The following is a 22,878-nucleotide window of genomic DNA, read 5'->3' as shown; positions in this document are numbered from 1 at the left end:
GGGCGCATCACATGCTTAATATCGTTTTATTTGAACCTGAAATCCCACCGAATACCGGCAATATCATCCGTCTTTGCGCCAATACTGGCTTTAGCTTGCACCTCATTGAACCCTTAGGCTTCACATGGGATGACAAACGCTTACGTCGCGCAGGTTTGGACTATCACGAATTTGCTACGCTGAAGAAACACCATGACTATCAAGCGTTTCTCGATAGCGAAAAGCCAGAACGCCTGTTTGCATTAACTACTAAAGGTACTCCAGCGCATAGCGCCGTGAGCTATCAGGCCGGAGATTATCTGGTGTTTGGCCCAGAAACACGTGGCCTACCCGCCTACATTTTGGATGCACTTCCAGCACAACAGAAGATCCGTATCCCGATGCTCGCCAGCAGCCGCAGCATGAACCTGTCTAACGCAGTTTCAGTGGTGGTTTACGAAGCATGGCGTCAATTAGTCTACGAAGGGGCTTTGCTCAAAGAGTGAGTTTTACTGTGATATGCGAGGCAGGCGAGTGTCTGCCCCGTAGAATGAAAAGAACCTGCCGTTAAATTCCGTCGCCGAACTCAAAACCATCGTGTGAACCGTTAAACAACTGATCCATATCCATGGACGGTTTTTCACTTTCAGGACGCCCTACAATGCGCGCAGGCACACCAGCCGCCGTAGTGTGAGCAGGAATAGGATGTAGAACCACTGACCCTGCACCAATCTTAGCTCCGCGACCCACTTCGATATTGCCCAGAATTTTAGCACCTGCGCCGATCATAACGCCTTCACGGATCTTCGGATGACGATCGCCCCCTTCTTTACCCGTACCACCCAGTGTTACGGATTGCAGAATAGACACGTCGTTTTCAACCGCGGCCGTTTCGCCGATCACAATACCCGTCGCATGATCGAGCATGATCCCACAGCCAATTCGCGCCGCAGGATGAATATCAACGCCAAAAACAACTGAGATTTGATTTTGCAGGTAAATAGCCAGCGCTTTACGATCTTGCGACCACAGCCAATGACCAATGCGGTAGGCCTGCAAGGCATGAAAACCTTTCAGGTAAAGCAATGGCGTGGAGTATTTATCTACTGCTGGATCTCGCTGGCGAACCGCGAGAATATCGCGTGCCGCGTAGTCGGTCATATTGGTGTCGGCGCGATAAGCCTCTTCCACCACTTCGCGAATAGCAATCGCAGGCATAATGGCATTGGCCAGCTTATTCGCCAGAATATAGCTCAACGCACTGCCCAAATTTTCATGCTTAAGGAGTGTTGCGTGATAGAAACTAGCCAGCATCGGCTCACACTCGGCTAAACCACGCGCCTCGGTTTTGATGCATTGCCAGATTTGTTCTAGTTCTTCTATCGACATACAACACTCCCTTCAATCAATTTAATTGCTGCCGTGACTATATCAGCTATAGTTATAATTCAGACAACAATTAATCAGACCTGCCGTAGCATGGTCAAGCCTTGATGTTAAAAACTTGATCTCTAACGGCTGGTTTTTTCGTCTTTGCGTGCTCGACCTAGCAGCGTCAACGCCGCTTCACGAGCATCTTTATGGCAATAAAGCACCTGATAGATTTGCTCAGTGATAGGCATTTCCACACCAAAGCGTTGGGCCAAGGCCATCACTTCTTTGGTATTTCTATAGCCTTCAACCACTTGGCCAATCTTATCTTGCGCTTCCTGCACGCCTACGCCCTGCCCCAGCATAATCCCAAAACGGCGATTACGAGACTGGTTGTCAGTACAGGTCAGCACCAAGTCGCCTAATCCAGACATACCCATAAAGGTAGTTGGATCGGCACCCAGCGCAACCCCAAGACGACTCATTTCGGTCAACCCACGCGTGATCAACGCAGTTCTGGCGTTCGCACCAAAGCCGATGCCGTCAGACATACCTGCGCCAATCGCAATCACGTTTTTTACCGCACCACCTAGCTGTACACCGATGAAATCAGGGTTGCTATAAACACGGAAGCTTTTGCCGCAGCGCAGTAGCTGCTGTAAATCGTCGGTGAACTGTGCATCGGTGGATGACAGCGCAATTGCAGTAGGTAAACCCGCAGCCAGTTCTTTGGCAAACGTTGGGCCTGACAGCGTAGCTAAAGGAATGTCAGGGCCAAGCGCTTCACGAGCAACATCTTGTAGCAAACGACCTGTTTCTGCTTCTAATCCCTTGGTTGCCCAAACGATTCGTGAATCAGTACGCAGGTATGGCTTCAGTTGACGCAGCACTTCACCAAACACATAGCTCGGTACAACGACCAGCACATCACGGCTTGCAGCCATTGCCTTCGCAAGATCGGTTTCCAGCGTTAGCGTATCGGGGAAAGGAACATCAGGCAGGAATGCCTGATTACAGCGCGCGGCATCAAGTGCTTCGATATGTTTAGGGTCGTGACCCCATAACACCACTTGGTGCCCATTACGCGCCAGCGTAATTGCCAAAGCGGTGCCGTAAGAACCGGCACCGATGACGGTCATTGAAGCCGTAGGGTTATTCATTAGGCATCCTGAGGCTGCTGTTCAGCACCTTCTGCGCCTTCAGCCTGCTGCAGATAATTCATGAACAGTGCGTCGAAGTTCACTGGAGCCAGGTTCAACTGTGGGAAAGTACCACGAGAAACCAGGCTGGTGATGCATTCGCGTGCATATGGGAACAGGATGTTCGGGCAGTAAGCACCCAGACAATGAGCCATCTGAGTTCCTTCGATGCCAGAAATAGTGAAGATACCTGCCTGCTGAACTTCACACAGGAATGCAGTTTCTTCGCCCAGAGTTGCCGTTACCGTCACGCGCAGTACCACTTCAAACACGCCGTCAGCCAGCTGAGTGGATGCAGTATCCAGATCCAGTTTAACTTCTGGCTGCCAATCTTTCTGGAATACAGCTGGCGCATTTGGAGCTTCAAAGGAGATATCTTTGGTGTAAACACGTTGGATCTGGAAAGACATCTCTGAGTTGTTTTGTTCTGACATAGCGTTAATACCTTTTAAGTTAATATCCATAAATGGGAATTATGGGGCGAATACCGCACGGATTACAGCAACGGGTCGAGGCCGCCTTTTGCATCCAGCGCGTGTAAATCGTCACAGCCACCAATGTGCTGCCCATCAATAAAAATCTGTGGCACGGTTGTACGACCGCTGCGCTCAATCATTTCTTCGCGCTTTTTCGGATCGTTATCAATAGCAATTTCATTAAACTGAGCGCCTTTTGACTGCAACAGCGCTTTCGCGCGATGACAGAAAGGACAGGTCGCTTTGGTATAGATCTCAATGTTTGCCATGATGAATTCCTTGCAGATTATTTGCCGCGAGCTAAAGGCAGATTCTCACCGCTCCAGCCTGCGATACCGTCTTTCAGCGTATAAACGCGCTCAAAGCCCGCTTTCACTAAATGCTCACCCGATTCACGAGAGCTCATGCCATTGGCGCAAACCACGATAACTGGCTGAGTTTTATGTTTCTCTAACTCACCAAAGCTGCCATTTTTCAGGTCGCTAGGCGTCAGATTCAGAGAGTTTGCCAGATGACCCTTGCGGAAATCTTCGCGAGTACGGGTATCAACAACAACGGCATCTTCTTTGTTAATCAGAAGAGTGGCTTCACCACGAGTAATTTCTTTTACTTTGGAGAAACGGCTTTTAAAGGTGGTGACCAGCACTGCTACAAACAGAACAATCCACGCTACGCTAAGTATGGGATGGGCACTCACAAATTGCATAATCTCTTGCATTTGCATGGGGTGTAACTACTCCCGTCAGTTAAGGGATAAAATCAAAGAGTCAGAGTATACCTGCGCAGTGCGTCAATTACAGCCAGAAGACCTGTTACTAAAAACGAATCTGCGGCATAACCCGAAATTTTTTATGTTTCAGACAGGATTTACCGGCTTGAAACAAGGTACAGAAACGATCATTTGATCTTTCTGCGCTCAATTCACCACAGACTGTAGTAAAATTACACTACTTTGAGTGCAAATAGCCGTGTATGTTATTCGGCCTTTGCTTAGGCACCGCTCAGCGGGCGTGTGAGTGATTCCGTTTTAACCTAAACGGCTATTCACACTTGAACGTATTTTGAACTCAAACTTTGAACTTATAAAGAAACGAGGTTGTTGCAATGTCGAGCGCCAAAAAACCAATGGTACTGGTAATTCTGGACGGTTATGGTTACCGCGAAGAAACCCAAGATAACGCGATTCTTAACGCTAAACGTCCTGTCATGGATCGTCTGTGGAAAGAATACCCACATACCCTGATTTCTGCTTCCGGTTTGGACGTAGGTCTGCCTGACGGCCAGATGGGTAACTCTGAAGTTGGTCACGTAAACCTTGGCGCAGGCCGCATCGTTTATCAAGATCTGACCCGTCTGGACAAAGAAATCAAAGACGGCGACTTCTTTGCCAATGAAGTTCTGGTTGGTGCGGTTGATAAAGCCGTATCTCTGGGCAAAGCCGTTCACATCATGGGTTTGATGTCTCCGGGTGGCGTACATAGCCACGAAGAACACATTCTTGCTATGGTTGAGTTGGCTGCCAAGCGTGGCGCAGAAGCTATCTATCTGCACGCATTCTTGGATGGACGTGACACCCCGCCGCGTAGTGCTGAAAATACACTGAAACGATTCACCGAGAAATTTGCCGAATTGGGCAAAGGCCGCATCGCGTCCATCATTGGTCGCTACTATGCAATGGACCGTGATAACCGTTGGGATCGCGTTCAGTTAGCTTATGATCTGCTGACCGAAGCGAAAGGCGAATACACCGCAGAAAATGCGGTTGCCGGCCTTGAAGCGGCTTACGCACGCGACGAAAACGACGAATTTGTTAAACCAACCGTAATCAAAGCGGCAGGTGAAGCCGATGCATCCATGAACGACGGCGATGCGCTGATCTTCATGAACTTCCGTGCTGACCGTGCTCGCCAAATCACTCGCACCTTTGTTAACGCTGACTTTGACGGTTTCAAACGCAACAAAGTGGTTAACTTCAGCAACTTCGTAATGTTGACTGAATATGCGGCTGACATTAAAGCGGCTTGCGCTTATCCACCATCTTCACTGGCAAACACCTTCGGTGAATGGCTGATGAAGCATGACAAAGCTCAGCTGCGTATTTCTGAAACTGAAAAATATGCTCACGTGACCTTCTTCTACAACGGTGGCGTGGAAGAGCCGTTCAAAGGCGAAGACCGCATTCTGATCAACTCGCCAAAAGTGGCGACTTACGATCTGCAGCCAGAAATGAGCTCTGCTGAGCTGACCGAAAAACTGGTTGGCGCTATCAACAGCGGTAAATACGATGCGATTATCTGTAACTACCCTAACGGCGACATGGTTGGCCACACCGGTATTTACGATGCCGCAGTAAAAGCCGTTGAAACGCTGGATCACTGTGTCGGTCAGGTCGTCGAAGCCGTTCAAAACGTAGGTGGTCAGTTGCTGATCACTGCGGACCACGGCAACGCCGAGCTGATGCGCGATCAGGTGACAGGTGCTGCGTATACCGCTCACACCAACCTGCCAGTGCCATTAATCTACGTTGGCAAACCGGCTAAAGCCGTTGAAGGCGGTAAATTGTCTGACATCGCAGCGACCATGCTGACCATGATGGACATGGAAGTGCCTAAAGAGATGACTGGTAAGCCGCTGTTCATCGTGGAATAATCGATCCCCATGAGGGGAAAAGATCAATTTCACGAATCAAAGGTAGCCTTAGCGCTCAAAGCGGATAAAAACATTGGCGATAAACTCACTCGTTTGTCGCCCACTCCCGCAGCGTTTCGCATGTTACCGATACTGTGTGCCAGCGTAATCTATGCTGGCGCATGGTTTTCCTCGTTCCCCACTCAGGCCGCTGATGACAACAAACAGCAGCTAAAATCTATTCAGCAAAACATTGCTGAAAAAGAAAAAGCCGTCAAACAGCAGCAACAACAGCGTAGTTCACTGCAAGATCAGCTTAAAGCGCAGGAAAAAATCATTGCTCAGGCAAGCCGCTCTCTTCGAGAAACGCAGTCTGAACTAGCAACGCTAAGTGCCAACGTTACCAAGCTGACCGCATCGATTAAAAAACTTCAGTCGCAAGAAAACAAACACCTGAAGCTGCTCGAGCATCAGCTCGATATGGCTTTTCGTTTAGGCAAACATACCGGTATTCAGGTTTTACTGAGCGGTGAAGAAAGCCAGCGCAGTGAGCGTATTTTGGCTTACTTTGGTTATCTCAATGAAGCGCGCCAAAAAAATATCGATAAGCTAAACCAGACGCGCACCGACTTAGCCAGCGAAAAGAAAGAGCTGGAAGCCGCACAAAATCAGCAAAAAGCGATTCTGGTTACCCAGCAGCAAGCGCAGCAACAGCTAGAGTCTGCCCGCATTCAGCGCCAAAAAACCCTCTCATCATTGGAAAGCTCACTGGCTAAAGATCAGCAACAGCTCTCCGAAATGAAAGCGAACGAATCACGCTTGCGCGATCAGATCGCCAAGGCCGAGCGTGAAGCGAAAGCACGCGCCGAACGTGAGGCGCGAGAAGCCGCCAAGCTTCAAGCCCAAATGAAGGCTAAAGAAGAGCAGGCGAAGAAAAAAGGCACGACGTATAAATACAAACCAACGGAAAGCGAGCGTTCATTGATAGCGCGTACCGGTGGTTTAGGACGTGGCAATGGTCAGGCAATGTGGCCCGTTCGTGGCCGAACTATTCACAGTTTCGGCGAAACGCTACAGGGCGAACTGCGCTGGAAAGGGATGGTTATTGCCGCATCCGAAGGCAGTGAAGTGAAAGCCATCGCAGATGGTCGCGTACTGCTAGCCGATTGGCTGCAAGGTTATGGTCTGGTCGTTGTAGTTGAACACGGCAAAGGCGATATGAGTCTGTACGGCTATAACCAAAGCGCTTTGGTTAACGTCGGCGCACAGGTTCGTGCAGGACAGCCTATCGCACTGGTCGGTAATAGCGGTGGCCAAGGCCAACCTGCTCTTTACTTTGAAATCCGCCGCCAAGGCCAAGCCGTCAACCCACTACCGTGGCTTGGACGTTAGCCCCAAGAGCCCTCATTCACCCGCAGTTACCGCTCCTGCAACAACAAGGGAAAACACATTGCGCTTTTTCAATGCTGTCACCTCCGCACTTCTGATTTTCACCTGTAGCACGGTATCTGCCTATGCAGGGAAGTTAGCTATCGTCATTGACGATTTTGGCTATCGCCCACAAGAAGAAAATAAAATCCTGCAAATGCCCTTGGCTATCTCCGTTGCCGTTTTGCCCACCGCACCTCATGCGCGTGAAATGGCAAACAAAGCACATGCTCAGGGGCGCGAAATTCTGATCCACCTGCCAATGGCGCCCATTAGCAAACAGCCGCTAGAGAAAGACACATTACAGCCCTCAATGAGCGAAGCTGAAATCCAGCGCATCATCCGCCAATCCGTAAACGCTGTGCCTTATGCCGTTGGGATGAACAACCATATGGGCAGCCTGATGACGTCAAACCTGCAAGGCATGCAGAAAGTCATGCGCACACTGGAGCAGTATCATTTTCTTTATTTCCTCGACAGCATGACGATCGGCAATAGTCAGGTAACAAACGCCTCTGCCGGTACCGGGATTAAAGTCATTAAACGCAAAGTCTTTCTGGATGATTCTCAAAACGAAGCTGCTATCCGCCAGCAGTTTAACCGCGCCATTCAAATTGCACGGAAAAGTGGGTCAGCAATAGCCATCGGCCATCCGCACCCATCAACGGTACGCGTATTACAACAAATGCTGCCGTCGTTACCGGCAGATATTGTGTTGGTTCGCCCTAGCTCACTGCTTAATGGCGCTTCCGTACCAGATAAAAACCCGCTGCCAACACAGCAAAAACCACGTAACCCATTCCGTGGTGTTAAACAATGCATCAGCAAAAAAGCACCAGAGAAGGTGTATGCCACCGCCATGTTTGATGCCATTGGCACCAGCATAGCAAATACAGCTCCGGTGAAATTCATACAGGCCCGCTGGCATTACTGGCTGTAATTAATCGCAAAAAAGTTGAAAAAAAGCCCCTATTGGGGCTTTTTGCTCATATGAGGATCTTAATCCCAGCTCAGAACAACCTTTCCTGAGTGGCCTGAACGCATAGCATCAAAGCCTTTTTGGAAATCATCGATACCAAACTGGTGAGTGATGATTGGGCTCAAATCCAAGCCTGATTGCAGCAATGCGGCCATCTTGTACCACGTTTCAAACATCTCGCGGCCATAAATACCCTTGATGAATAGCCCTTTGAAAATCACCTGATTCCAGTCAATTGCCATATCTGATGGCGGGATCCCCAGCATCGCAATTTTGCCACCGTGATTCATGGTGCTCAGCATCGCACGGAACGCTGGCGGTGCTCCAGACATTTCCAAACCGACGTCAAAACCTTCGGTCATACCAAGCTCATTCATCACATCTGTGAGATTTTCTTTACTCACATTCACTGCGCGGGTCACGCCCATTTTACGAGCCAGATCCAGACGATATTCGTTAACGTCGGTAATCACGACATTACGTGCGCCAACGTGTTTACACACCGCCGCCGCCATAATGCCAATCGGCCCTGCGCCGGAAACTAAGACGTCTTCACCCACTAAATCGAATGAAAGCGCGGTATGAACAGCATTGCCAAACGGGTCAAAAATGGCCGCTAACTCATCGGGAATATTGTCTGGAATTTTAAACGCGTTAAATGCCGGAATAACTAGATACTCAGCAAATGCGCCAGTGCGGTTAACACCCACGCCGGTGGTATTTCGGCATAGATGCGTGCGCCCGCCGCGGCAGTTACGGCAGTGTCCGCAGGTAATATGCCCCTCACCAGAAACACGTTCGCCAATCTTGTAGCCGGTAACCTCTTGCCCGATCGCAACAATCTCACCCACGTATTCATGACCAACGACCATCGGTACTGGAATAGTTTTTTGCGACCATTCATCCCAGTTGTAAATATGGACGTCAGTACCACAAATCGCCGTTTTACGGATTTTAATCATGATATCGTTATGCCCAAGCTCTGGCTTCGGCACATCGGTCATCCAAATCCCTTCTTCCGCCTTCAGTTTTGACAATGCTTTCATAACGATGAGTTCCTTAGGCAATCACACCCAGCTGCTTGCCGATACGAATAAAGGCCGCGACTGCGCGTTCAATTTGTTCTGGAGTATGGTCAGCAGACATTTGAGTACGAATACGTGCCTGACCTTTAGGAACAACAGGGAAGAAGAACCCTGTTACATAGATGCCTTCTTTCAGCAATTCATTGGCAAATTCTTGTGCCAATTTGGCATCACCCAACATCACAGGAATGATGGCATGATCGGCACCCGCTAGAGTGAAACCCGCCGCGCTCATTTTTTCACGGAACAAACGAGCGTTGCTCCACAGACGGTTGCGCAGTTCATCGCCATCAGCCAGTAGCTCAAGCACTTTGATTGATGCAGCAACGATGGCTGGCGCTAAAGAGTTGGAGAACAGATAAGGACGCGAACGCTGGCGCAGCCATTCGATCACTTCTTTACGGCCCGCGGTATAGCCGCCGGATGCGCCGCCTAATGCTTTCCCTAAAGTACCGGTGATGATGTCTACACGCCCCATCACTTCGCAGTATTCATGGGTGCCACGGCCATTTTCGCCAACGAAGCCAACCGCATGGGAATCATCAACCATCACCAACGCGCCATATTCATCGGCTAAATCGCACACCGATTTCAGATCGGCAATAACGCCATCCATTGAGAACACGCCGTCGGTCGCAATCATAATATGGCGAGCGCCATCGGCCTTCGCCATTTCTAACTGGGCACGCAGTTCAGCCATATCGTTATTGGCATAGCGATAGCGCTTAGCCTTACACAAACGCACGCCATCAATAATCGAAGCATGGTTCAGCGCATCAGAAATAATGGCATCTTCAGGACCTAACAGCGTTTCGAACAGCCCACCGTTAGCATCGAAGCAGGAAGAATATAAAATGGAGTCTTCCATACCTAAAAAATCAGCCAGTCGTTGTTCTAGCTGTTTGTGGCTATCTTGAGTGCCGCAGATAAAGCGCACCGATGCCATACCAAAGCCATGGGAATCCATGCCTTCTTTCGCTGCTTTGATCAGCGCAGGGTGATTTGCCAAACCTAAATAGTTGTTTGCGCAAAAGTTAATAACATGGCGGCCATCTGCAACCGCAATATCAGCCTGCTGCGCTGAGGTAATAATACGTTCGTTTTTATACAGACCTTCGGCACAGGTCGTTTCTAATTGCTGGGTCAGCTGCTGGTAAAAATCCGCAGACATGGTGTTATCTCCTGGATGGGCAAGTTTGTGAAACATATTACTGTCTTGTTGCAAATGAAACGAGTTTGTAACTCACAGAATGTGAGAAATGCAGCAGATATCACGCTGTTGTAGGATCAGGGGAAATAATTACTTTCGGTTATGAGTTAGTCGCCATGTGCCACTCATGACAGTATGAGGCCTAATTCAAGGGCTTTTGATTCAGATTCATGCCCTATACGCTGAATGCTTAAGCATGAAATGCTATTATGAGGTCATATAACGTGGGGCGTTGTGCGCCACTGTTTCGTTTATTTAAAGGTAAATCTCATGATTATTGTAACCGGCGGCGCTGGCATGATCGGCAGCAACATCGTTAAGGCACTGAATAATAACGGCTATAGCGACATTCTCGTGGTCGATAACCTTAAAGACGGCACTAAATTTGTTAATTTGGTCGATTTAGAAATTACCGACTACATGGATAAAGAAGATTTTATTGCCAGCGTTGTTGCTGGGGATGATTTCGGCGATATCGAAGCCGTTTTCCATGAAGGTGCGTGCTCATCCACCACCGAGTGGGATGGCAAGTATATGATGGATAACAACTATCAGTACTCTAAGGAACTGCTGCATTTCTGCTTGGAACGCCAAATCCCATTCTTGTACGCATCGTCTGCCGCCACCTACGGTTTAACTGAGCAATTTACCGAAGAACGCGAATTCGAAGGACCATTAAACGTTTACGGTTACTCCAAATTCCTGTTCGATCAGTATGTTCGCCAGATCCTGCCAGAAGCAGAATCTCAGATTTGTGGCTTCCGCTACTTCAACGTTTATGGCCCACGTGAAGGTCATAAAGGCAGCATGGCAAGCGTTGCATTCCATCTGAATAACCAAATCAACAACGGTGAAGATCCAAAATTGTTTGAAGGCAGCGATGGTTTTAAACGTGACTTCATCTATGTGGGCGACGTTGCTGATGTGAACCTGTGGTTCTGGCAGAAAGGCATCTCTGGCATCTTTAACTGCGGTACTGGCCGTGCGGAATCATTCCAAGCCGTCGCAGACGCGGTTGTTGCCTATCACCAAAAAGGCAGCATCAGCTACATTCCTTTCCCAGACAAATTGAAAGGCCGCTATCAGGGTTTCACCAAAGCCGATACCACCAAATTGCGTGCAGCTGGCTATGACAAGCCGTTTAAAACCGTTGCTGAAGGCGTGAGCGAATATCTTGCGTGGCTGAATAACAAAGCCTAAACACGGCCCCACAACAGTAAGGAATGAAACACGGTATGAAAATACTGGTTATCGGCCCTTCATGGGTAGGCGACATGATGATGTCGCAAAGCTTGTATCGAACCCTGAAGGCCGAACATCCTGACGCTAAAATTGACGTGATGGCACCGAACTGGTGCCGTCCTTTGTTAGCGCGAATGCCAGAAGTTAACGAAGCGATCGCCATGCCCTTAGGGCATGGTTCTTTCGCGCTGGGCGAACGCTATCATTTAGGTAAAAGCCTGCGCGATAAGGGCTATGATCGTGCCTACGTGCTGCCAAATTCGTTTAAATCTGCGTTAATCCCTTTCTTTGCACGCATTCCTGCTAGAACTGGCTGGAAAGGTGAAATGCGCTACGGCTTGCTGACTGATGTTCGCCAGCTCGACAAAGCCGCATTCCCGCTAATGGTTGAACGGTATGTCGCGTTGGCCTATCCGGCGCAGCAGATAAAATCTGCCAAAGATTTGCCTCAACCACTGCTTTGGCCAGCACTCAGCGTTTCAGATGAAGAAATTGCTGAAACAGCTGCGGCGTTTAATCTGACAGACCATCGCCCAATTATTGGTTTCTGCCCTGGCGCTGAGTTTGGCCCAGCGAAGAGATGGCCGCACTATCACTATGCCGCATTGGCACAAAAACTGATTGAGCAAGGCTATCAGGTGGCTCTATTTGGCTCAGCCAAAGATCACGAAGCCGGTGAAGAGATTTGCCAAGCGCTAACTGAAGACGCCCGCGAATATTGTTTGAATGTCGCAGGGCAAACAAACTTAGATCAGGCAGTGATATTAATTGCAGCATGTCAGGCGATTGTGACCAATGACTCCGGCCTAATGCACGTAGCCGCAGCGCTTGATAAACCATTAGTCGCGCTTTATGGCCCGAGCAGCCCAGATTTCACACCGCCGCTGTCAAACAAAGCTAAAGTTATCCGCTTGATTACTGGTTATCTCAAAATACGCAAAGGTGATGCAAATCAAGGCTATCACCAGAGCCTGATCGATATTCAGCCTGATGTTGTTATGCAAGCATTGAACGAGTTATTACCAAAGGATACCCAGCAGTAATGCATGTCTTGATTGTCAAAACCTCATCGATGGGCGATGTGCTGCACACGCTACCAGCACTGACAGATGCTATGCATGCCATTCCAGATATAAAATTTGATTGGGTGGTAGAAGAAGGGTTTGCGCAGATACCGAGCTGGCATCCTGCGGTCGATCGCGTGATCCCAGTGGCGATCCGCCGCTGGAGGAAGAACTGGTTTGGTGTTAATACACGTCAAGAGCGCTGTGATTTCAAACGAGAAGTACAGCGCCGCACCTATGACGCCGTCATTGATGCTCAGGGGCTGATAAAAAGCGCAGCGCTAATCACCCGTATCGCAAAAGGCCCGCGCCACGGGCAAGACTGCCAAAGTGCTCGTGAGCCCTTCGCCAGCTGGTTTTCAATCACCGCTATAGCATTAATAAAAAAATGCATGCGGTCGAGAGAACACGTGAATTATTTGCGCTGAGCTTAGGCTACACAAAACCGGAAAGCCGAGGTGACTACGCTATCTCTCAGCGTTTTCTCAATCATCTCCCCGCTGATCACGGTCAGTATTTCGTGTTCTTACATGCAACAACACGCGACGATAAGCACTGGCCAGAAGAACATTGGCGGGAGCTTATTACTCTGGTTGAACCGACGGGTATGAAAATTAAATTACCTTGGGGAGCAGAGCATGAGCACCAACGTGCACAGCGCTTGGCTGAAGGCTTCAATCATGTAGAGGTGTTACCACGCTTATCGTTAGAACAGGTGGCAGAAGTATTAGCAGGGGCGAAAGCCGTCGTATCTGTTGATACTGGACTCAGTCATCTTGCAGCCGCGCTCGATCGACCAAATATTACGCTCTATGGCCCAACCGATCCGGGGCTGATTGGAGGATATGGAGAAAATCAGGTGGCGTGTTGTTCGCCGAGCAAAGACATTAGAGAGTTAAGCCCCAATATAGTGTTAAAAGCATTGACGACTGTATTAGGGGCTTAAATCCAGACTAACGTTTAGTTTATTTGAATAAACTAAACGTTAAGTATTTTCCTTTCGTTTTTTTTCGGCACATCATTTAAAAGTAATATAGATAAGTAGAGCGTAATTATCCATGAGGCTGGAATCGGTTTCGCATGGATAATTACATCGCTTAGACCAAACAAGACCATTGTCATTGGGAAAGCTAGAAGCAAATATTTTTTCGTCTTAATACAATACCAAACAAGAGAACAGTAAAAAAAGAATAAAGTTATTACCCCAAAAATTCCTTTTGTCGATAGAGCCTCAATAACCTCATTATGCATATGAACATCTGAATAAAGTGTTGCGCCTTTATATTTTTCATCGTCCTTACTTAGAGTAAGTATTTTCTGTCCACGTTCCTCTAACGATTGCCAAGATAAATCCATTGGTGATGATTTAAAGCCAGCTTGAATCATTGAGAATCTTGCCCCAATAGATGACATACTATTATCTTTCTTGAAAAGGACAATATCACTACCTATAGCATCAATACGTTTTTTTATTTCATTTTTAAAAACAAGACTAGATACCAATAGTAAAATCAAAATAAAGCACATAGCTTTTACTAAATATACCTTATGCCTCCGATACTCAATGACTAACAATACAAAAGTAACAATAGGGTACGTAAAGATAGCCGCCCGAGTACCCGTCATTATTAATGCGCAAAAAGTAAGAATGAAATTAAAATAAAAAACTGGCATTTTATATTTTAATTCTGACCGAAGAATAACTAAAGAAAAATATATCGCAGAAAACGTTATCATGTAAGCTGCAACTGTTGCAGCTCCCATCTGCCCTGCATTTCCATCCATGGCTGATAAAGGAATTCTCGAAACATCAAGATAAATACCTTGATAAAAAGCCCTAGAAAGGATAAGTACCTGTGCAAGGCTAGATAATAATAACTGAATTTTAAATTTATTACCGATAAAACATGAGCTCATTATTAAAAAAGAAAAGGAACTAAATAAAGTCATTTTACCGACTTCAAGATATCCTCTATAAGCATTTTTATATATAACAACAGGTGTTTTATAAAAATTATACCATGCCAGATTTAGAATGCCTAAAATTATAATAGCAAAAAATAAGATTGAGTTATCCTTTCTAAAATATCGCTTCAAGTTGAAAATTACCAACACTATTGATAACACTCCAGCGAGATTGATTATTTTATTTGTGACATGGGGGGTTATAGGTATAAATATTAATCCAATAAGATATAGGAAGACAATTAAATACTCACAAAACCGTACTGCACCTAGCCTTGATATATTAAAGTTCATATATTCTCTTAATATTTTATTAGCCAATAATATCGGTAATTAAAATGGCGATTTTTATAAAAACTATCTAAGCAATGAAAAGAAACCAACTTTTATCCAAGAGCGAAGCAGTTTCATCGTTTTCTGAAATTTAGTTCTTTTTACTTTCTTTACCGAAATCAAAGACCTCTCGCTCTCAAGGTGACTGTTAAAATCATTGACGATAGGGTGGCTTATAATTTCAGAGAGATAAAAATCTTTGATAACCCCTCGGTTATACATAATCTTCCAACTATCGGCACGGTATGTTCCATAACTTTCCGTTAGTGCCAATAGATCCTTAGCCATAGAATTACTAAGTAAATAACAACATGTTCTTCTTATTTTATTAATATTATAATTTATACGCCTAAAGTCTATTTCTCCAACCTTCAATTTACTTATAATGCTTGTGGCCAGCACAGGATATTCGTGCAACCCTTTTTGCCCGCCAAGAAGGTAAAGTTTATCATGAGATAGTTTTTTATACTCTCCCTGATTAAGAGACATCCAGAGGGATTTGAATCTATTATCAACGACAACATCATCCTCAAGGATAATTGCCCACTCAATTTCTTGAGTCACCATTTTCTGATAAATGTGTTGATGACTTAAAGTACATGCTAGCTCGCCATTCGTCATAGAACCGCCATCACCTGAACTCTTCATGGCACCGAGAGTTTGGAGGTTACATTCATCCTTTGCATCAACAGCGTCAAAAAAAATGAACTCAACACCGATACGAGTCAAATCAGCAGCTATCTTAGCTCTTCTATCAATATCTCTACGTAATGAAACTATATAGACGGGAATGCCCATTTATCAAACACCTATTGCGCTTTAAATTTGTTATGACAGGACTAAGGTAATTCTAATTACCATTAAACTTCCTAATATATTTCATAACTCTATACTTAGCAAAAGACATAATTGAAGAAAAGTAATGTCTATTTCTCCAATGGTGTCGACTCTTCATCATGAACTGTTTTTCACCAGCAGCAGTGAGTAACGGAATATCACTCCAACACGATGAACGATAAGCATCAAAGAAATATTTTTGGCAAGGATAATCAACCCAATCATGCCATGGTTTAGTCACACCAACATAATGGATTAATTTTGTATCCTCTGTAATTACTTTTTCATAATCATAATTATTTTTATTCTCTAATTCGTAATCAACACCATAAAAACAGTCATAATCATTACTTATAAAAAGACAGTGTTCAAACAGTAATATATTGAGAATGTCTTGATCTAAGCATTTATATTTTAGGTGTAATGGGTCATCTGCAAGCATTTTAATTGCAATACTCATCAAGTCACGTTTCTTCCACTCTGCAAGTTTGAGAAACATAACTCCAGCATTGAAATAATTTCCCGGCAGTCCCGGCAGATTTAATCTTTTGGCTGGTTTATCCTGCATGAAGGGAACATCTTTGATAACGGCAGCAAATTTATCTGCAGTTAAATCTATATCTAGAAGCCCCGTGAGTTTTCCTTTACATATTACATCAGCATCTATATACAACAATTTTCCACAAGTTTCGCTGAGATATTGGAAAGCAACAAAGCGGAAAAATGTTGCATAAGACCACTGCTTTGCACTTGGGAAAGTTTTAGCTAATTCTTCAGAGACTAGATAGATTGAGACTGTAATATTTACGTTTTTCTTAGTAAACTCATCAACTCTTTTAATATAATCATCATCTACATAATCTGTAAATACATGAAAATTTAGTGCAACATTAGAATTATATAGAGCGATAGATTGCATCGAAATTGCAGCGCCAAATAAAAATATCTTATCAACTCCATAAGCGATTTCTAATGTTTCAGAGTATGCGCTTTGGCTAATATTGCCAGCTTGAATAACTTTAGTAATACCAGAAGATATTGTAGTCATAAATAAAACCAATTATTTATAGTTAAAAGATAAAATATTATTTTGTTTTTTTACCTTTCAGTTTTTTGATAAAGTTACGCAACTTATTTTTATATACTACAGTATAATAACCAATATCTTTTATCTCATTTTCAATACCTAGATGCCTAGCCATCGCCATGCGGTCTTGAGCCATTCGCTGAGCATTACAATGCTTCCCCGAAAGATCAATAATCCTTACACCATTTGGACTAACAATAAAATTACCTTTATGCGGATCACCAGATAACATACCCGCAGCATGTAATTGTTCCATAGAAGTTTTTATTTCTGTTTTTATTGCATCAGTAACTAATGGAAGATCATTTAACTCAGTCCCTTCAACATATTCTATCAGCATGATAAATAAACTTGCATAGTTAAATATCTTGCGCTCAGCTAATAAATAAAAATCGTTGGGAAATGTTATGCCTGCAGCTCTAACTCGATCTGTTTGCAGAATGAGATTTTTATAATAATCACCTTTAATAAAAGATTTGAAAAATCGCTCATATTTTTTATTTTTAGGAGAAAAAATCTTTAGAACATATCGTCCATACTTCGTTTCTATTAAAGAGACTTTTGTATCATCGATATTCCTAAGGACTTTTATTGTTTTAAAATTATAAGAAATAACATCATCAAAAATTTCAATGTATTTATTTCCTGAACCCTTAAAATATAATGAAAATCCTTTACGGCGTGTACTATTTATCATTTTATCACTTACTCTTTAATTTCTTAATTTTATATTGAATGAGAAATAATACTCCTAAGAAATATTTTTTTTGCTTGAATACATGCTTATAATACTTTTGCATTTCAGCTAAAGTCCCCGCTTTTTTCAGAGGGTAACTTTTCCAAGGGGATATATCTCTTGCCAGACTAAAATATTTTGATGCTGGATAGCTCGCCCAATGATGCCATGGTTTGGTAATCCCAGTATAATGAACAAGAACAGTACTATCACCAATAGTATTTTTATATGTTTGGTGTGAAGGATCTTTTAGCTCATTTTTAAGCGAATAAATGCAATCAAAATCATTTGGTAGATATATATTATTTAATTCAAATACAATATTTAATCCATCTTGGTCAAGATACTTTAGTCGACCATATTTAGTTTCACCACGTAATAACCTAAGAAGATATTCTGTTACTTTTTTTTCATTCCATTTCTTTAGGTTTACATACAAAACACCAGCATTGAAATATTTACCCTCTAATTCAGGGTAATTTAACCTTTCCGCACTTTTAACCTGCATTTCTTCATTATCTAGAACAACTGCGGCGTACTGGTTTTGGAATGATATTTCGGTAAACTTTCTTAGACTACCTTTGCACATAACATCTGCATCCAAGTATAGTAGTGAGTCAATAAACTCACTTAAATACTCAAATGATAGCACTCTAAAATATGTTGCATACGACCAGAAATTTGACGTAGGTAAATCTAAAAAATACTCAGGATCGATTAAATAGATGTTTATACAGGTATTGAATTGGTTAGATAAAATCTCAAATTTTTTAAATACTCATCATCAATATAGTCGGTAAAAAGATGAAATGAGAAATTTATATCCTGATTATTCATCAGTACGGATGTGATTGATACTCCAGAACCAAACATAAAGTTCTTATCAACACCATAGGATACATTTAGTGTAGGAGCATCATCGATAATGTTCCCAGAATCAAACGTGATTTTCTCTTTAAAAAAAACATTCATTTTGGGTTAACCCTTTATCTTCAATAAAAAATATTTTATATAAAATCTAATGCCTTTCAAATAAAGTCCTTGGTGAAAGCTATGTTTTGCACCGTATCGATTCTGACTTGTATTAGTCGGTAACATTAATTTATCGTCACACCAAGGAGACATCTTCTTTGCTTTTATAAACAACGCAGTGGTTTCATACTGAGCCCATTCGTGCCAAGGTTTCGTTGGACCGATGTAGTGAATGAGTACCGTATTTTCGTCAACAGGGCTTTTACAATTCTTTTTTAGTTCATAATTTAAACTAAATTGTGTATTGTATTTCTTATCTAGGAACAGTACCCGCCCAGCCAGGATTATATTGAGCACATCTTGATCGTAATAAGTCAGTTTGCTTCTTATATCACTATCGTTTAATGACTTCATAGCCTGCATGCTAACATCAAGTGCTTGCCATTCAGCTAGGTCAATCACCAAGACACCCGTATTAAAATACCCTTTGGCGATCAGATTATTCCCTAACACCTCAGCACGTTGAAGCCACCACTTCTCATCACGCTCGGTAACTGCAGCAACCACAGCGCCATTCAGAGGGAGATGAACAAGTTCTTGTATTGAACCATTGCATACAACATCAGAATCAATATATGCAATGCGCTCTAACTTCCCGCTAAAATAATCAGCAATAATGAATCTAAAGTAAATAGCATATGTCCAAAGCTTATTTTCCGGCAGAGATTTTAAACTATCTGCATTAACGAGGTAAATAGAGATATTCGTTTTATATTGCTCGGCTAATGCTTTAAATTTTTCTCTATCGCTCTCAGAAAAAGAGTCGGTAAACACATGGAAATTAAACTTTAGCTCTGAATTATTGATAAGAAATGACGTGATTGATACTGCACAGCCAAACAAAAAATTTTTATCCGTACCGTAAGCAATATTCTGATATTGGCTGCTATCGTCAGGTTTATTACCAATATATGTTATGACGTCCTTGATGTACTGCTCTTCATGGAAAAACATAGTTTCTCACTTATCCTCTCAATACACTGAAAGATCGGTCATAGCGATTTGCGTATAGTACGTTCTTTGATTTTTTCAGACTTAGTAATCGCTTTTTCTAGCAATTCCCGCTCTTGCATTAATGTTTGGCGTAACGGGGCATCAAAATAAATTTTAAGAAAATAAAAAATATCTTTTTTACTTAAACCAATATTGGATGATGAAAAATATAAACCAATCAGATCTTTATCTCTCCAACGCTTCGGTACATTGTCACGGATCTGCGATCGGTGTAAGTCGATAACCGATAGTTTGAGCTGGCTTTCATCGCCATCGAAAGGCAAATGAAGCAAGAAATGGCAAATATAACAATCGCGATGATTTACACCACCACGGTGCATCTTCCTCACCATCGTTGCTAATCGTTTAATTAACATGCGCTTGATACGAAAATCAGGGGGAGTTTGCGCCCAATCAGCACAATAATCCTCTAGGCTAATTGTCGGGGCCAAATCTTCAGTAATAATAAAAGACTTCCGCGTCAGCGGGTTGGCTCCCATTTGGCCAAAGCCAATGCCTTTCATGGTATCAACGTCTAATTGGTACAAACGATGAATCGCTTTCCACTCACGATCGGCACCTAATACAGGGATACGGAAAGAAATCAGATTTTTCAAAACTTCCTTTAGCGTCGTGCCATAGTGAATTTTAATAAAATATGATTTCTCTGCTAAAGAAAAACGAAGCGTTTTACGAGTCTCCAAAGCACGAAAAACCTCCCCTTGAAGTTTCTCTACTTCAACAAAAGGATCTTTTCCCTTCCACAATGTGGTTAAGGGCTCTTTTAACTCAATCATTTTTACCACCTAGAATGAGGTCTGCCGCTCTTTCTGGCAAGCTATACAGATCTTCTTTATCCGCATACGCTTTGGCGTGTTCGGACCATGTTTCTCTCAATTTTTTGTTATCTAGCCCACGCGCTAAAACTTCATTTAGCTGATTTTGTTCGAATGGTTCAGAAATCACCACTCCACAATCAGCGCTAGCAACATGATGAGCATAGCCGCAAGTTTCTGTCGTAATAACTGGCAACCCAGCCGCAATCGCCTCAATTAAAACGATACCCGCGGACTCTTGATACGCAGGGTGCATTAATACATCTGCAGCAGCCATTAACTCAGGGATATCATCTCGACCAGAGTAGAACTGAACCTGAGATAAAATACCCAGCTTCGCGGCGAGCGCCTGATAACGCTTAGGCTTGTCTTGCCCTACAACAATGAGCTTTGTCTTTGCCTTAGTCGCCATTGGCAATGCAGCGATTGCACGCAGCGTTCGATCAACGCCTTTGCGTTTAAAATCAGAACCCACCTGTAGCACCAGCAATTCATCATCAGCAATAGCATTGCGCTGACGAAAATCTTCGCGAATATTAGCTGGACGGTGATCATATTTTCTATCTAAAGATATTCCTGGCGGAACAATATGAAAACGCTCAGGCGCCGTTTGATAATGTCGTTTGAAATCCGCAATTTGCTTGCCGGTCAGCATTAGCAACTCAGCGTGGCTCTCATTTGAAAATACCGCGCGCTCAAACTCGGCATAGTGCTTATAACGTGAAGTTAGTCGGTATACAAATCCTTTTTCCTGTGCCACTTTTTCGGCATAACACACGTCTGCAGCATAGTAATAATCAAGCCCCGGCATCTTGTTAAAACCGACCACGATATCCGCTGGATTTACCTGTAAATCGTGTGTTACCCAATCACTGTATTCTTTATTTCGGCCGTGGTTAGAATGTGAACGAGTTGGCACTTGGATATATTCGAAATCCGCTGGTCGTTCACCTTCCCATGACATCGCATAAACACGGATATGATGACCACGAGCCTGACATGCCAGTGCAATACGTAGAAAATCGCGCTGTAATCCGCCAAACGGAAAATATTTATATAAACAGAACGCAATATTCATCATTCGCTATCCTTAGGCAGGAGTTCATCTGAGCTATCCTTCAGAAGCTTTTCTGTAGCCTCAATGACGTCGCTTGCAGGGATACAGGATAGGTATTTGCGATGGCGATCCAAATTGTCTCGCGTAGGCATTGGTTGATAGTCACCAGCCCAAAACATAATGAAATTATCACTCCACGGACGCCAGAAGCGGTGATCGGTGGCGCCAAATAGGCAAATGATCGGCGTTTTCAGTGCAGCAGCAATGTGCATCGGCGCAGAGTCAACGCCAATTAACAGAGAAGCGTGATCGATCAGAGCCGCGAGCTCGGGGAACGATGTTTTGCCGGCTAACGCCGTAACAGGTTTTATTTTGCAGTTTTCTTTGATCTTAGTTACACAGGCAATGTCATCAGCGCTTGGCCCAGAAGTGAGAACCACGCTAAACCCACGAGATTCTAATGAATCAATAACCTCTGCGAATTTTTCTTCATCCCAGCATTTAAACATCTGGCGAGCTGTCGGCTGAATAACAACATAATGCTGGCTATCTACACCATTCTCAGAGAGCCGCTGCTGGATGGTATGCCAATGCTCGGGCTGATAGCTCATCTTTGTTTCAGTGATTATTTTTTGCAACCTAAGTGGAGCAAGCGCAGACAAATTCCACTCTACAATATGCGTACCGTTAGGCTCGACGGACTCACTAAAGCAGTGAGTCCAAAAGATCGATTTTCGGTGGCTAAACTGCAACGAAATTTTATTTTTTGTCTGCAAACACTTAACTATAAAAGCGACCGGCCACTGATCTGTCAGGTTAATCACTAAGTCGTAATTATTCTTTCTCAACAAACCAATCGTCTTCGCTGCATTTTGTAGTTTTTCAATCGTCGAGGTTTTTTTATTTTTTATCCCGTAAAGCGCATTAACCTCAGGATTTTCCGAAAGAATTGGCATAGTGTCTTCATATAATAAGACATCGATTTTAGCATCTGGATAGTTTAGCTTTAGCGTACTGATGACCGGAGTTGTCAGCAGCATGTCTCCATGAAACCGAAGCTTGATAACGAGTATTCTTTTATATTGTTTATCCACTTGCCGCTCTTATCTATCTGGTTATAAGACACTGTATGCGAAAGCCCATGTATAGGAGTGCTCCGCGAATAGGCACGCTACCGCCCTTGGCTCTACAGCAACCAATTCACTGATAAAATCTTCTCTGTTTATATTTTCCTATTGTATCACTAGTTATTGTGGGTGCCGAATTCCTTATTTCCAGCGAAAACTAATAAACCATTAAAAATCAAAACAATAAGAGAATTATCTATGACAAAAGAAAACA

At 43.9% G+C, this 22,878-nt stretch carries 23 protein-coding genes and 1 pseudogene; 8 read left to right on the top strand and 16 right to left on the bottom strand.

Annotated features, from left to right (window positions below; translation table 11 throughout):
* The first annotated feature begins 11 nt into the window (after positions 1-11).
* Positions 12-485 carry a tRNA (uridine(34)/cytosine(34)/5-carboxymethylaminomethyluridine(34)-2'-O)-methyltransferase TrmL gene (gene trmL, locus DSM2777_RS03285; protein ID WP_061555317.1) on the top strand — a complete coding sequence of 158 codons (474 nt, stop codon included), beginning with the start codon at positions 12-14 and terminating at the stop codon, positions 483-485.
* A 61-nt stretch (positions 486-546) separates the two neighbouring features.
* Here the strand turns inward: trmL and cysE are convergent, their stop codons facing one another.
* The 5 genes from cysE to DSM2777_RS03260 form a co-directional block, all read right to left on the bottom strand.
* Positions 547-1,368 carry a serine O-acetyltransferase gene (cysE, locus tag DSM2777_RS03280; RefSeq protein WP_061553168.1) on the bottom strand — a complete coding sequence of 274 codons (822 nt, stop codon included), beginning with the start codon at positions 1,366-1,368 and terminating at the stop codon, positions 547-549.
* Between the two features lie 122 nt (positions 1,369-1,490).
* On the bottom strand, positions 1,491-2,510 hold the full coding sequence (gpsA, locus tag DSM2777_RS03275; RefSeq protein WP_061553167.1) for an NAD(P)H-dependent glycerol-3-phosphate dehydrogenase: 1,020 nt from the start codon (positions 2,508-2,510) through the stop codon (positions 1,491-1,493).
* Positions 2,510-2,983, bottom strand: coding sequence for a protein-export chaperone SecB (gene secB, locus DSM2777_RS03270; protein ID WP_025801493.1), 474 nt, complete (start codon positions 2,981-2,983; stop codon positions 2,510-2,512). The genes gpsA and secB overlap by 1 nt, the downstream gene beginning before the upstream one ends.
* Before the next feature lie 62 nt (positions 2,984-3,045).
* Positions 3,046-3,294, bottom strand: a complete 249-nt coding sequence (grxC, locus tag DSM2777_RS03265) for a glutaredoxin 3 (protein WP_025801494.1) — start codon at positions 3,292-3,294, stop codon at positions 3,046-3,048.
* Between the two features lie 17 nt (positions 3,295-3,311).
* Positions 3,312-3,743, bottom strand: coding sequence for a rhodanese-like domain-containing protein (locus DSM2777_RS03260; RefSeq protein WP_040045304.1), 432 nt, complete (start codon positions 3,741-3,743; stop codon positions 3,312-3,314).
* 386 nt (positions 3,744-4,129) lie between these two features.
* Between DSM2777_RS03260 and gpmM the strand changes: the two genes are divergently transcribed.
* From gpmM to DSM2777_RS03245, 3 genes are read left to right on the top strand one after another with little or no spacing between them, the layout of a single operon-like run.
* Positions 4,130-5,674 (top strand): 2,3-bisphosphoglycerate-independent phosphoglycerate mutase, encoded by a 1,545-nt coding sequence (gpmM, locus tag DSM2777_RS03255; protein WP_061553166.1) that lies wholly within the window; start codon positions 4,130-4,132, stop codon positions 5,672-5,674.
* Positions 5,675-5,683: 9 nt separating this feature from the next.
* Entirely contained in the window at positions 5,684-7,045 is a 1,362-nt protein-coding gene (envC, locus tag DSM2777_RS03250) for a murein hydrolase activator EnvC (protein WP_046457281.1), read from the top strand.
* A gap of 58 nt (positions 7,046-7,103) precedes the next feature.
* On the top strand, positions 7,104-8,021 hold the full coding sequence (locus tag DSM2777_RS03245; protein ID WP_156088322.1) for a divergent polysaccharide deacetylase family protein: 918 nt from the start codon (positions 7,104-7,106) through the stop codon (positions 8,019-8,021).
* A gap of 59 nt (positions 8,022-8,080) precedes the next feature.
* Here the strand turns inward: DSM2777_RS03245 and tdh are convergent, their stop codons facing one another.
* Positions 8,081-9,106, bottom strand: a complete 1,026-nt coding sequence (tdh, locus tag DSM2777_RS03240; protein WP_061553165.1) for an L-threonine 3-dehydrogenase — start codon at positions 9,104-9,106, stop codon at positions 8,081-8,083.
* 13 nt (positions 9,107-9,119) lie between these two features.
* On the bottom strand, positions 9,120-10,316 hold the full coding sequence (gene kbl / locus DSM2777_RS03235) for a glycine C-acetyltransferase (RefSeq protein ID WP_061553164.1): 1,197 nt from the start codon (positions 10,314-10,316) through the stop codon (positions 9,120-9,122).
* Between the two features lie 309 nt (positions 10,317-10,625).
* Between kbl and rfaD the strand changes: the two genes are divergently transcribed.
* The 4 genes from rfaD to waaC are packed head-to-tail and all read left to right on the top strand — an operon-like array spanning position 10,626 to position 13,607.
* Positions 10,626-11,555 (top strand): ADP-glyceromanno-heptose 6-epimerase, encoded by a 930-nt coding sequence (rfaD, locus tag DSM2777_RS03230; protein WP_046457284.1) that lies wholly within the window; start codon positions 10,626-10,628, stop codon positions 11,553-11,555.
* Positions 11,556-11,590: 35 nt separating this feature from the next.
* Positions 11,591-12,640 carry an ADP-heptose--LPS heptosyltransferase RfaF gene (rfaF, locus tag DSM2777_RS03225; RefSeq protein ID WP_025801502.1) on the top strand — a complete coding sequence of 350 codons (1,050 nt, stop codon included), beginning with the start codon at positions 11,591-11,593 and terminating at the stop codon, positions 12,638-12,640.
* Positions 12,640-13,089 (top strand): glycosyltransferase family 9 protein, encoded by a 450-nt coding sequence (locus tag DSM2777_RS25150; RefSeq protein WP_418009007.1) that lies wholly within the window; start codon positions 12,640-12,642, stop codon positions 13,087-13,089. Before rfaF ends, DSM2777_RS25150 begins: the two co-directional genes overlap by 1 nt.
* Positions 13,050-13,607 (top strand): lipopolysaccharide heptosyltransferase I, encoded by a 558-nt coding sequence (gene waaC / locus DSM2777_RS25145; RefSeq protein ID WP_418009005.1) that lies wholly within the window; start codon positions 13,050-13,052, stop codon positions 13,605-13,607. The genes DSM2777_RS25150 and waaC overlap by 40 nt, the downstream gene beginning before the upstream one ends.
* 32 nt (positions 13,608-13,639) lie before the next feature.
* On the opposite strand, the gene DSM2777_RS03215 is transcribed toward waaC, so the two are convergent.
* The 9 genes and pseudogenes from DSM2777_RS03215 to rfaQ all read right to left on the bottom strand — a co-directional run bounded on the left by DSM2777_RS03215 (position 13,640) and on the right by rfaQ (position 22,631).
* The gene (locus tag DSM2777_RS03215; protein WP_082790848.1) at positions 13,640-14,920 is read right to left on the bottom strand and encodes an O-antigen ligase family protein; all 1,281 of its coding nucleotides are present in this window, start codon (positions 14,918-14,920) and stop codon (positions 13,640-13,642) included.
* A 63-nt stretch (positions 14,921-14,983) separates the two neighbouring features.
* Positions 14,984-15,757, bottom strand: a complete 774-nt coding sequence (locus tag DSM2777_RS03210; protein ID WP_061553163.1) for a glycosyltransferase family 25 protein — start codon at positions 15,755-15,757, stop codon at positions 14,984-14,986.
* Between the two features lie 52 nt (positions 15,758-15,809).
* A complete protein-coding gene (locus DSM2777_RS03205) occupies positions 15,810-16,844 on the bottom strand; it encodes a glycosyltransferase family 8 protein (RefSeq protein ID WP_061553162.1) in 1,035 nt (344 codons plus the stop codon).
* Positions 16,845-16,881: 37 nt separating this feature from the next.
* On the bottom strand, positions 16,882-17,580 hold the full coding sequence (gene rfaY / locus DSM2777_RS03200; RefSeq protein ID WP_061553161.1) for a lipopolysaccharide core heptose(II) kinase RfaY: 699 nt from the start codon (positions 17,578-17,580) through the stop codon (positions 16,882-16,884).
* A 4-nt stretch (positions 17,581-17,584) separates the two neighbouring features.
* Positions 17,585-18,591: pseudogene (locus DSM2777_RS03195) on the bottom strand (glycosyltransferase).
* A gap of 6 nt (positions 18,592-18,597) precedes the next feature.
* On the bottom strand, positions 18,598-19,605 hold the full coding sequence (waaO, locus tag DSM2777_RS03190; protein ID WP_061553160.1) for a lipopolysaccharide 3-alpha-galactosyltransferase: 1,008 nt from the start codon (positions 19,603-19,605) through the stop codon (positions 18,598-18,600).
* Between the two features lie 38 nt (positions 19,606-19,643).
* Positions 19,644-20,441: a lipopolysaccharide core heptose(I) kinase RfaP gene (gene rfaP / locus DSM2777_RS03185; protein ID WP_061553159.1), complete on the bottom strand. Its 798-nt coding sequence runs from the start codon at positions 20,439-20,441 to the stop codon at positions 19,644-19,646.
* Positions 20,434-21,558, bottom strand: a complete 1,125-nt coding sequence (locus tag DSM2777_RS03180) for a glycosyltransferase family 4 protein (RefSeq protein WP_061555314.1) — start codon at positions 21,556-21,558, stop codon at positions 20,434-20,436. Before DSM2777_RS03180 ends, rfaP begins: the two co-directional genes overlap by 8 nt.
* Complete coding sequence (rfaQ, locus tag DSM2777_RS03175) at positions 21,558-22,631, bottom strand: lipopolysaccharide core heptosyltransferase RfaQ (protein WP_071889858.1); 1,074 nt, start codon at positions 22,629-22,631, stop codon at positions 21,558-21,560. Before rfaQ ends, DSM2777_RS03180 begins: the two co-directional genes overlap by 1 nt.
* Positions 22,632-22,878: the final 247 nt, after the last annotated feature.

Origin of the sequence: Obesumbacterium proteus (assembly GCF_001586165.1) — a bacterium.
Taxonomy (GTDB): Bacteria; Pseudomonadota; Gammaproteobacteria; order Enterobacterales; family Enterobacteriaceae; genus Hafnia; species Hafnia protea.
Note: the sequence above shows the minus strand (reverse complement) of the source record. Positions and strands in the feature narration are given on the sequence as shown.

Bases quoted from the DNA above. Each gene is read 5' to 3' on its own strand.
- trmL (WP_061555317.1), top strand. From the start codon at position 12: ATGCTTAATATCGTTTTATTTGAACCTGAAATCCCACCGAATACCGGC.
- cysE (WP_061553168.1), bottom strand. From the start codon at position 1,368: ATGTCGATAGAAGAACTAGAACAAATCTGGCAATGCATCAAAACCGAG.
- gpsA (WP_061553167.1), bottom strand. From the start codon at position 2,510: ATGAATAACCCTACGGCTTCAATGACCGTCATCGGTGCCGGTTCTTAC.
- secB (WP_025801493.1), bottom strand. From the start codon at position 2,983: ATGTCAGAACAAAACAACTCAGAGATGTCTTTCCAGATCCAACGTGTT.
- grxC (WP_025801494.1), bottom strand. From the start codon at position 3,294: ATGGCAAACATTGAGATCTATACCAAAGCGACCTGTCCTTTCTGTCAT.
- DSM2777_RS03260 (WP_040045304.1), bottom strand. From the start codon at position 3,743: ATGCAAGAGATTATGCAATTTGTGAGTGCCCATCCCATACTTAGCGTA.
- gpmM (WP_061553166.1), top strand. From the start codon at position 4,130: ATGTCGAGCGCCAAAAAACCAATGGTACTGGTAATTCTGGACGGTTAT.
- envC (WP_046457281.1), top strand. From the start codon at position 5,684: ATGAGGGGAAAAGATCAATTTCACGAATCAAAGGTAGCCTTAGCGCTC.
- tdh (WP_061553165.1), bottom strand. From the start codon at position 9,106: ATGAAAGCATTGTCAAAACTGAAGGCGGAAGAAGGGATTTGGATGACC.
- kbl (WP_061553164.1), bottom strand. From the start codon at position 10,316: ATGTCTGCGGATTTTTACCAGCAGCTGACCCAGCAATTAGAAACGACC.
- rfaD (WP_046457284.1), top strand. From the start codon at position 10,626: ATGATTATTGTAACCGGCGGCGCTGGCATGATCGGCAGCAACATCGTT.
- rfaF (WP_025801502.1), top strand. From the start codon at position 11,591: ATGAAAATACTGGTTATCGGCCCTTCATGGGTAGGCGACATGATGATG.
- DSM2777_RS25150 (WP_418009007.1), top strand. From the start codon at position 12,640: ATGCATGTCTTGATTGTCAAAACCTCATCGATGGGCGATGTGCTGCAC.
- waaC (WP_418009005.1), top strand. From the start codon at position 13,050: ATGCATGCGGTCGAGAGAACACGTGAATTATTTGCGCTGAGCTTAGGC.
- DSM2777_RS03215 (WP_082790848.1), bottom strand. From the start codon at position 14,920: ATGAACTTTAATATATCAAGGCTAGGTGCAGTACGGTTTTGTGAGTAT.
- DSM2777_RS03210 (WP_061553163.1), bottom strand. From the start codon at position 15,757: ATGGGCATTCCCGTCTATATAGTTTCATTACGTAGAGATATTGATAGA.
- DSM2777_RS03205 (WP_061553162.1), bottom strand. From the start codon at position 16,844: ATGACTACAATATCTTCTGGTATTACTAAAGTTATTCAAGCTGGCAAT.
- rfaY (WP_061553161.1), bottom strand. From the start codon at position 17,580: ATGATAAATAGTACACGCCGTAAAGGATTTTCATTATATTTTAAGGGT.
- waaO (WP_061553160.1), bottom strand. From the start codon at position 19,605: ATGTTTTTCCATGAAGAGCAGTACATCAAGGACGTCATAACATATATT.
- rfaP (WP_061553159.1), bottom strand. From the start codon at position 20,441: ATGATTGAGTTAAAAGAGCCCTTAACCACATTGTGGAAGGGAAAAGAT.
- DSM2777_RS03180 (WP_061555314.1), bottom strand. From the start codon at position 21,558: ATGAATATTGCGTTCTGTTTATATAAATATTTTCCGTTTGGCGGATTA.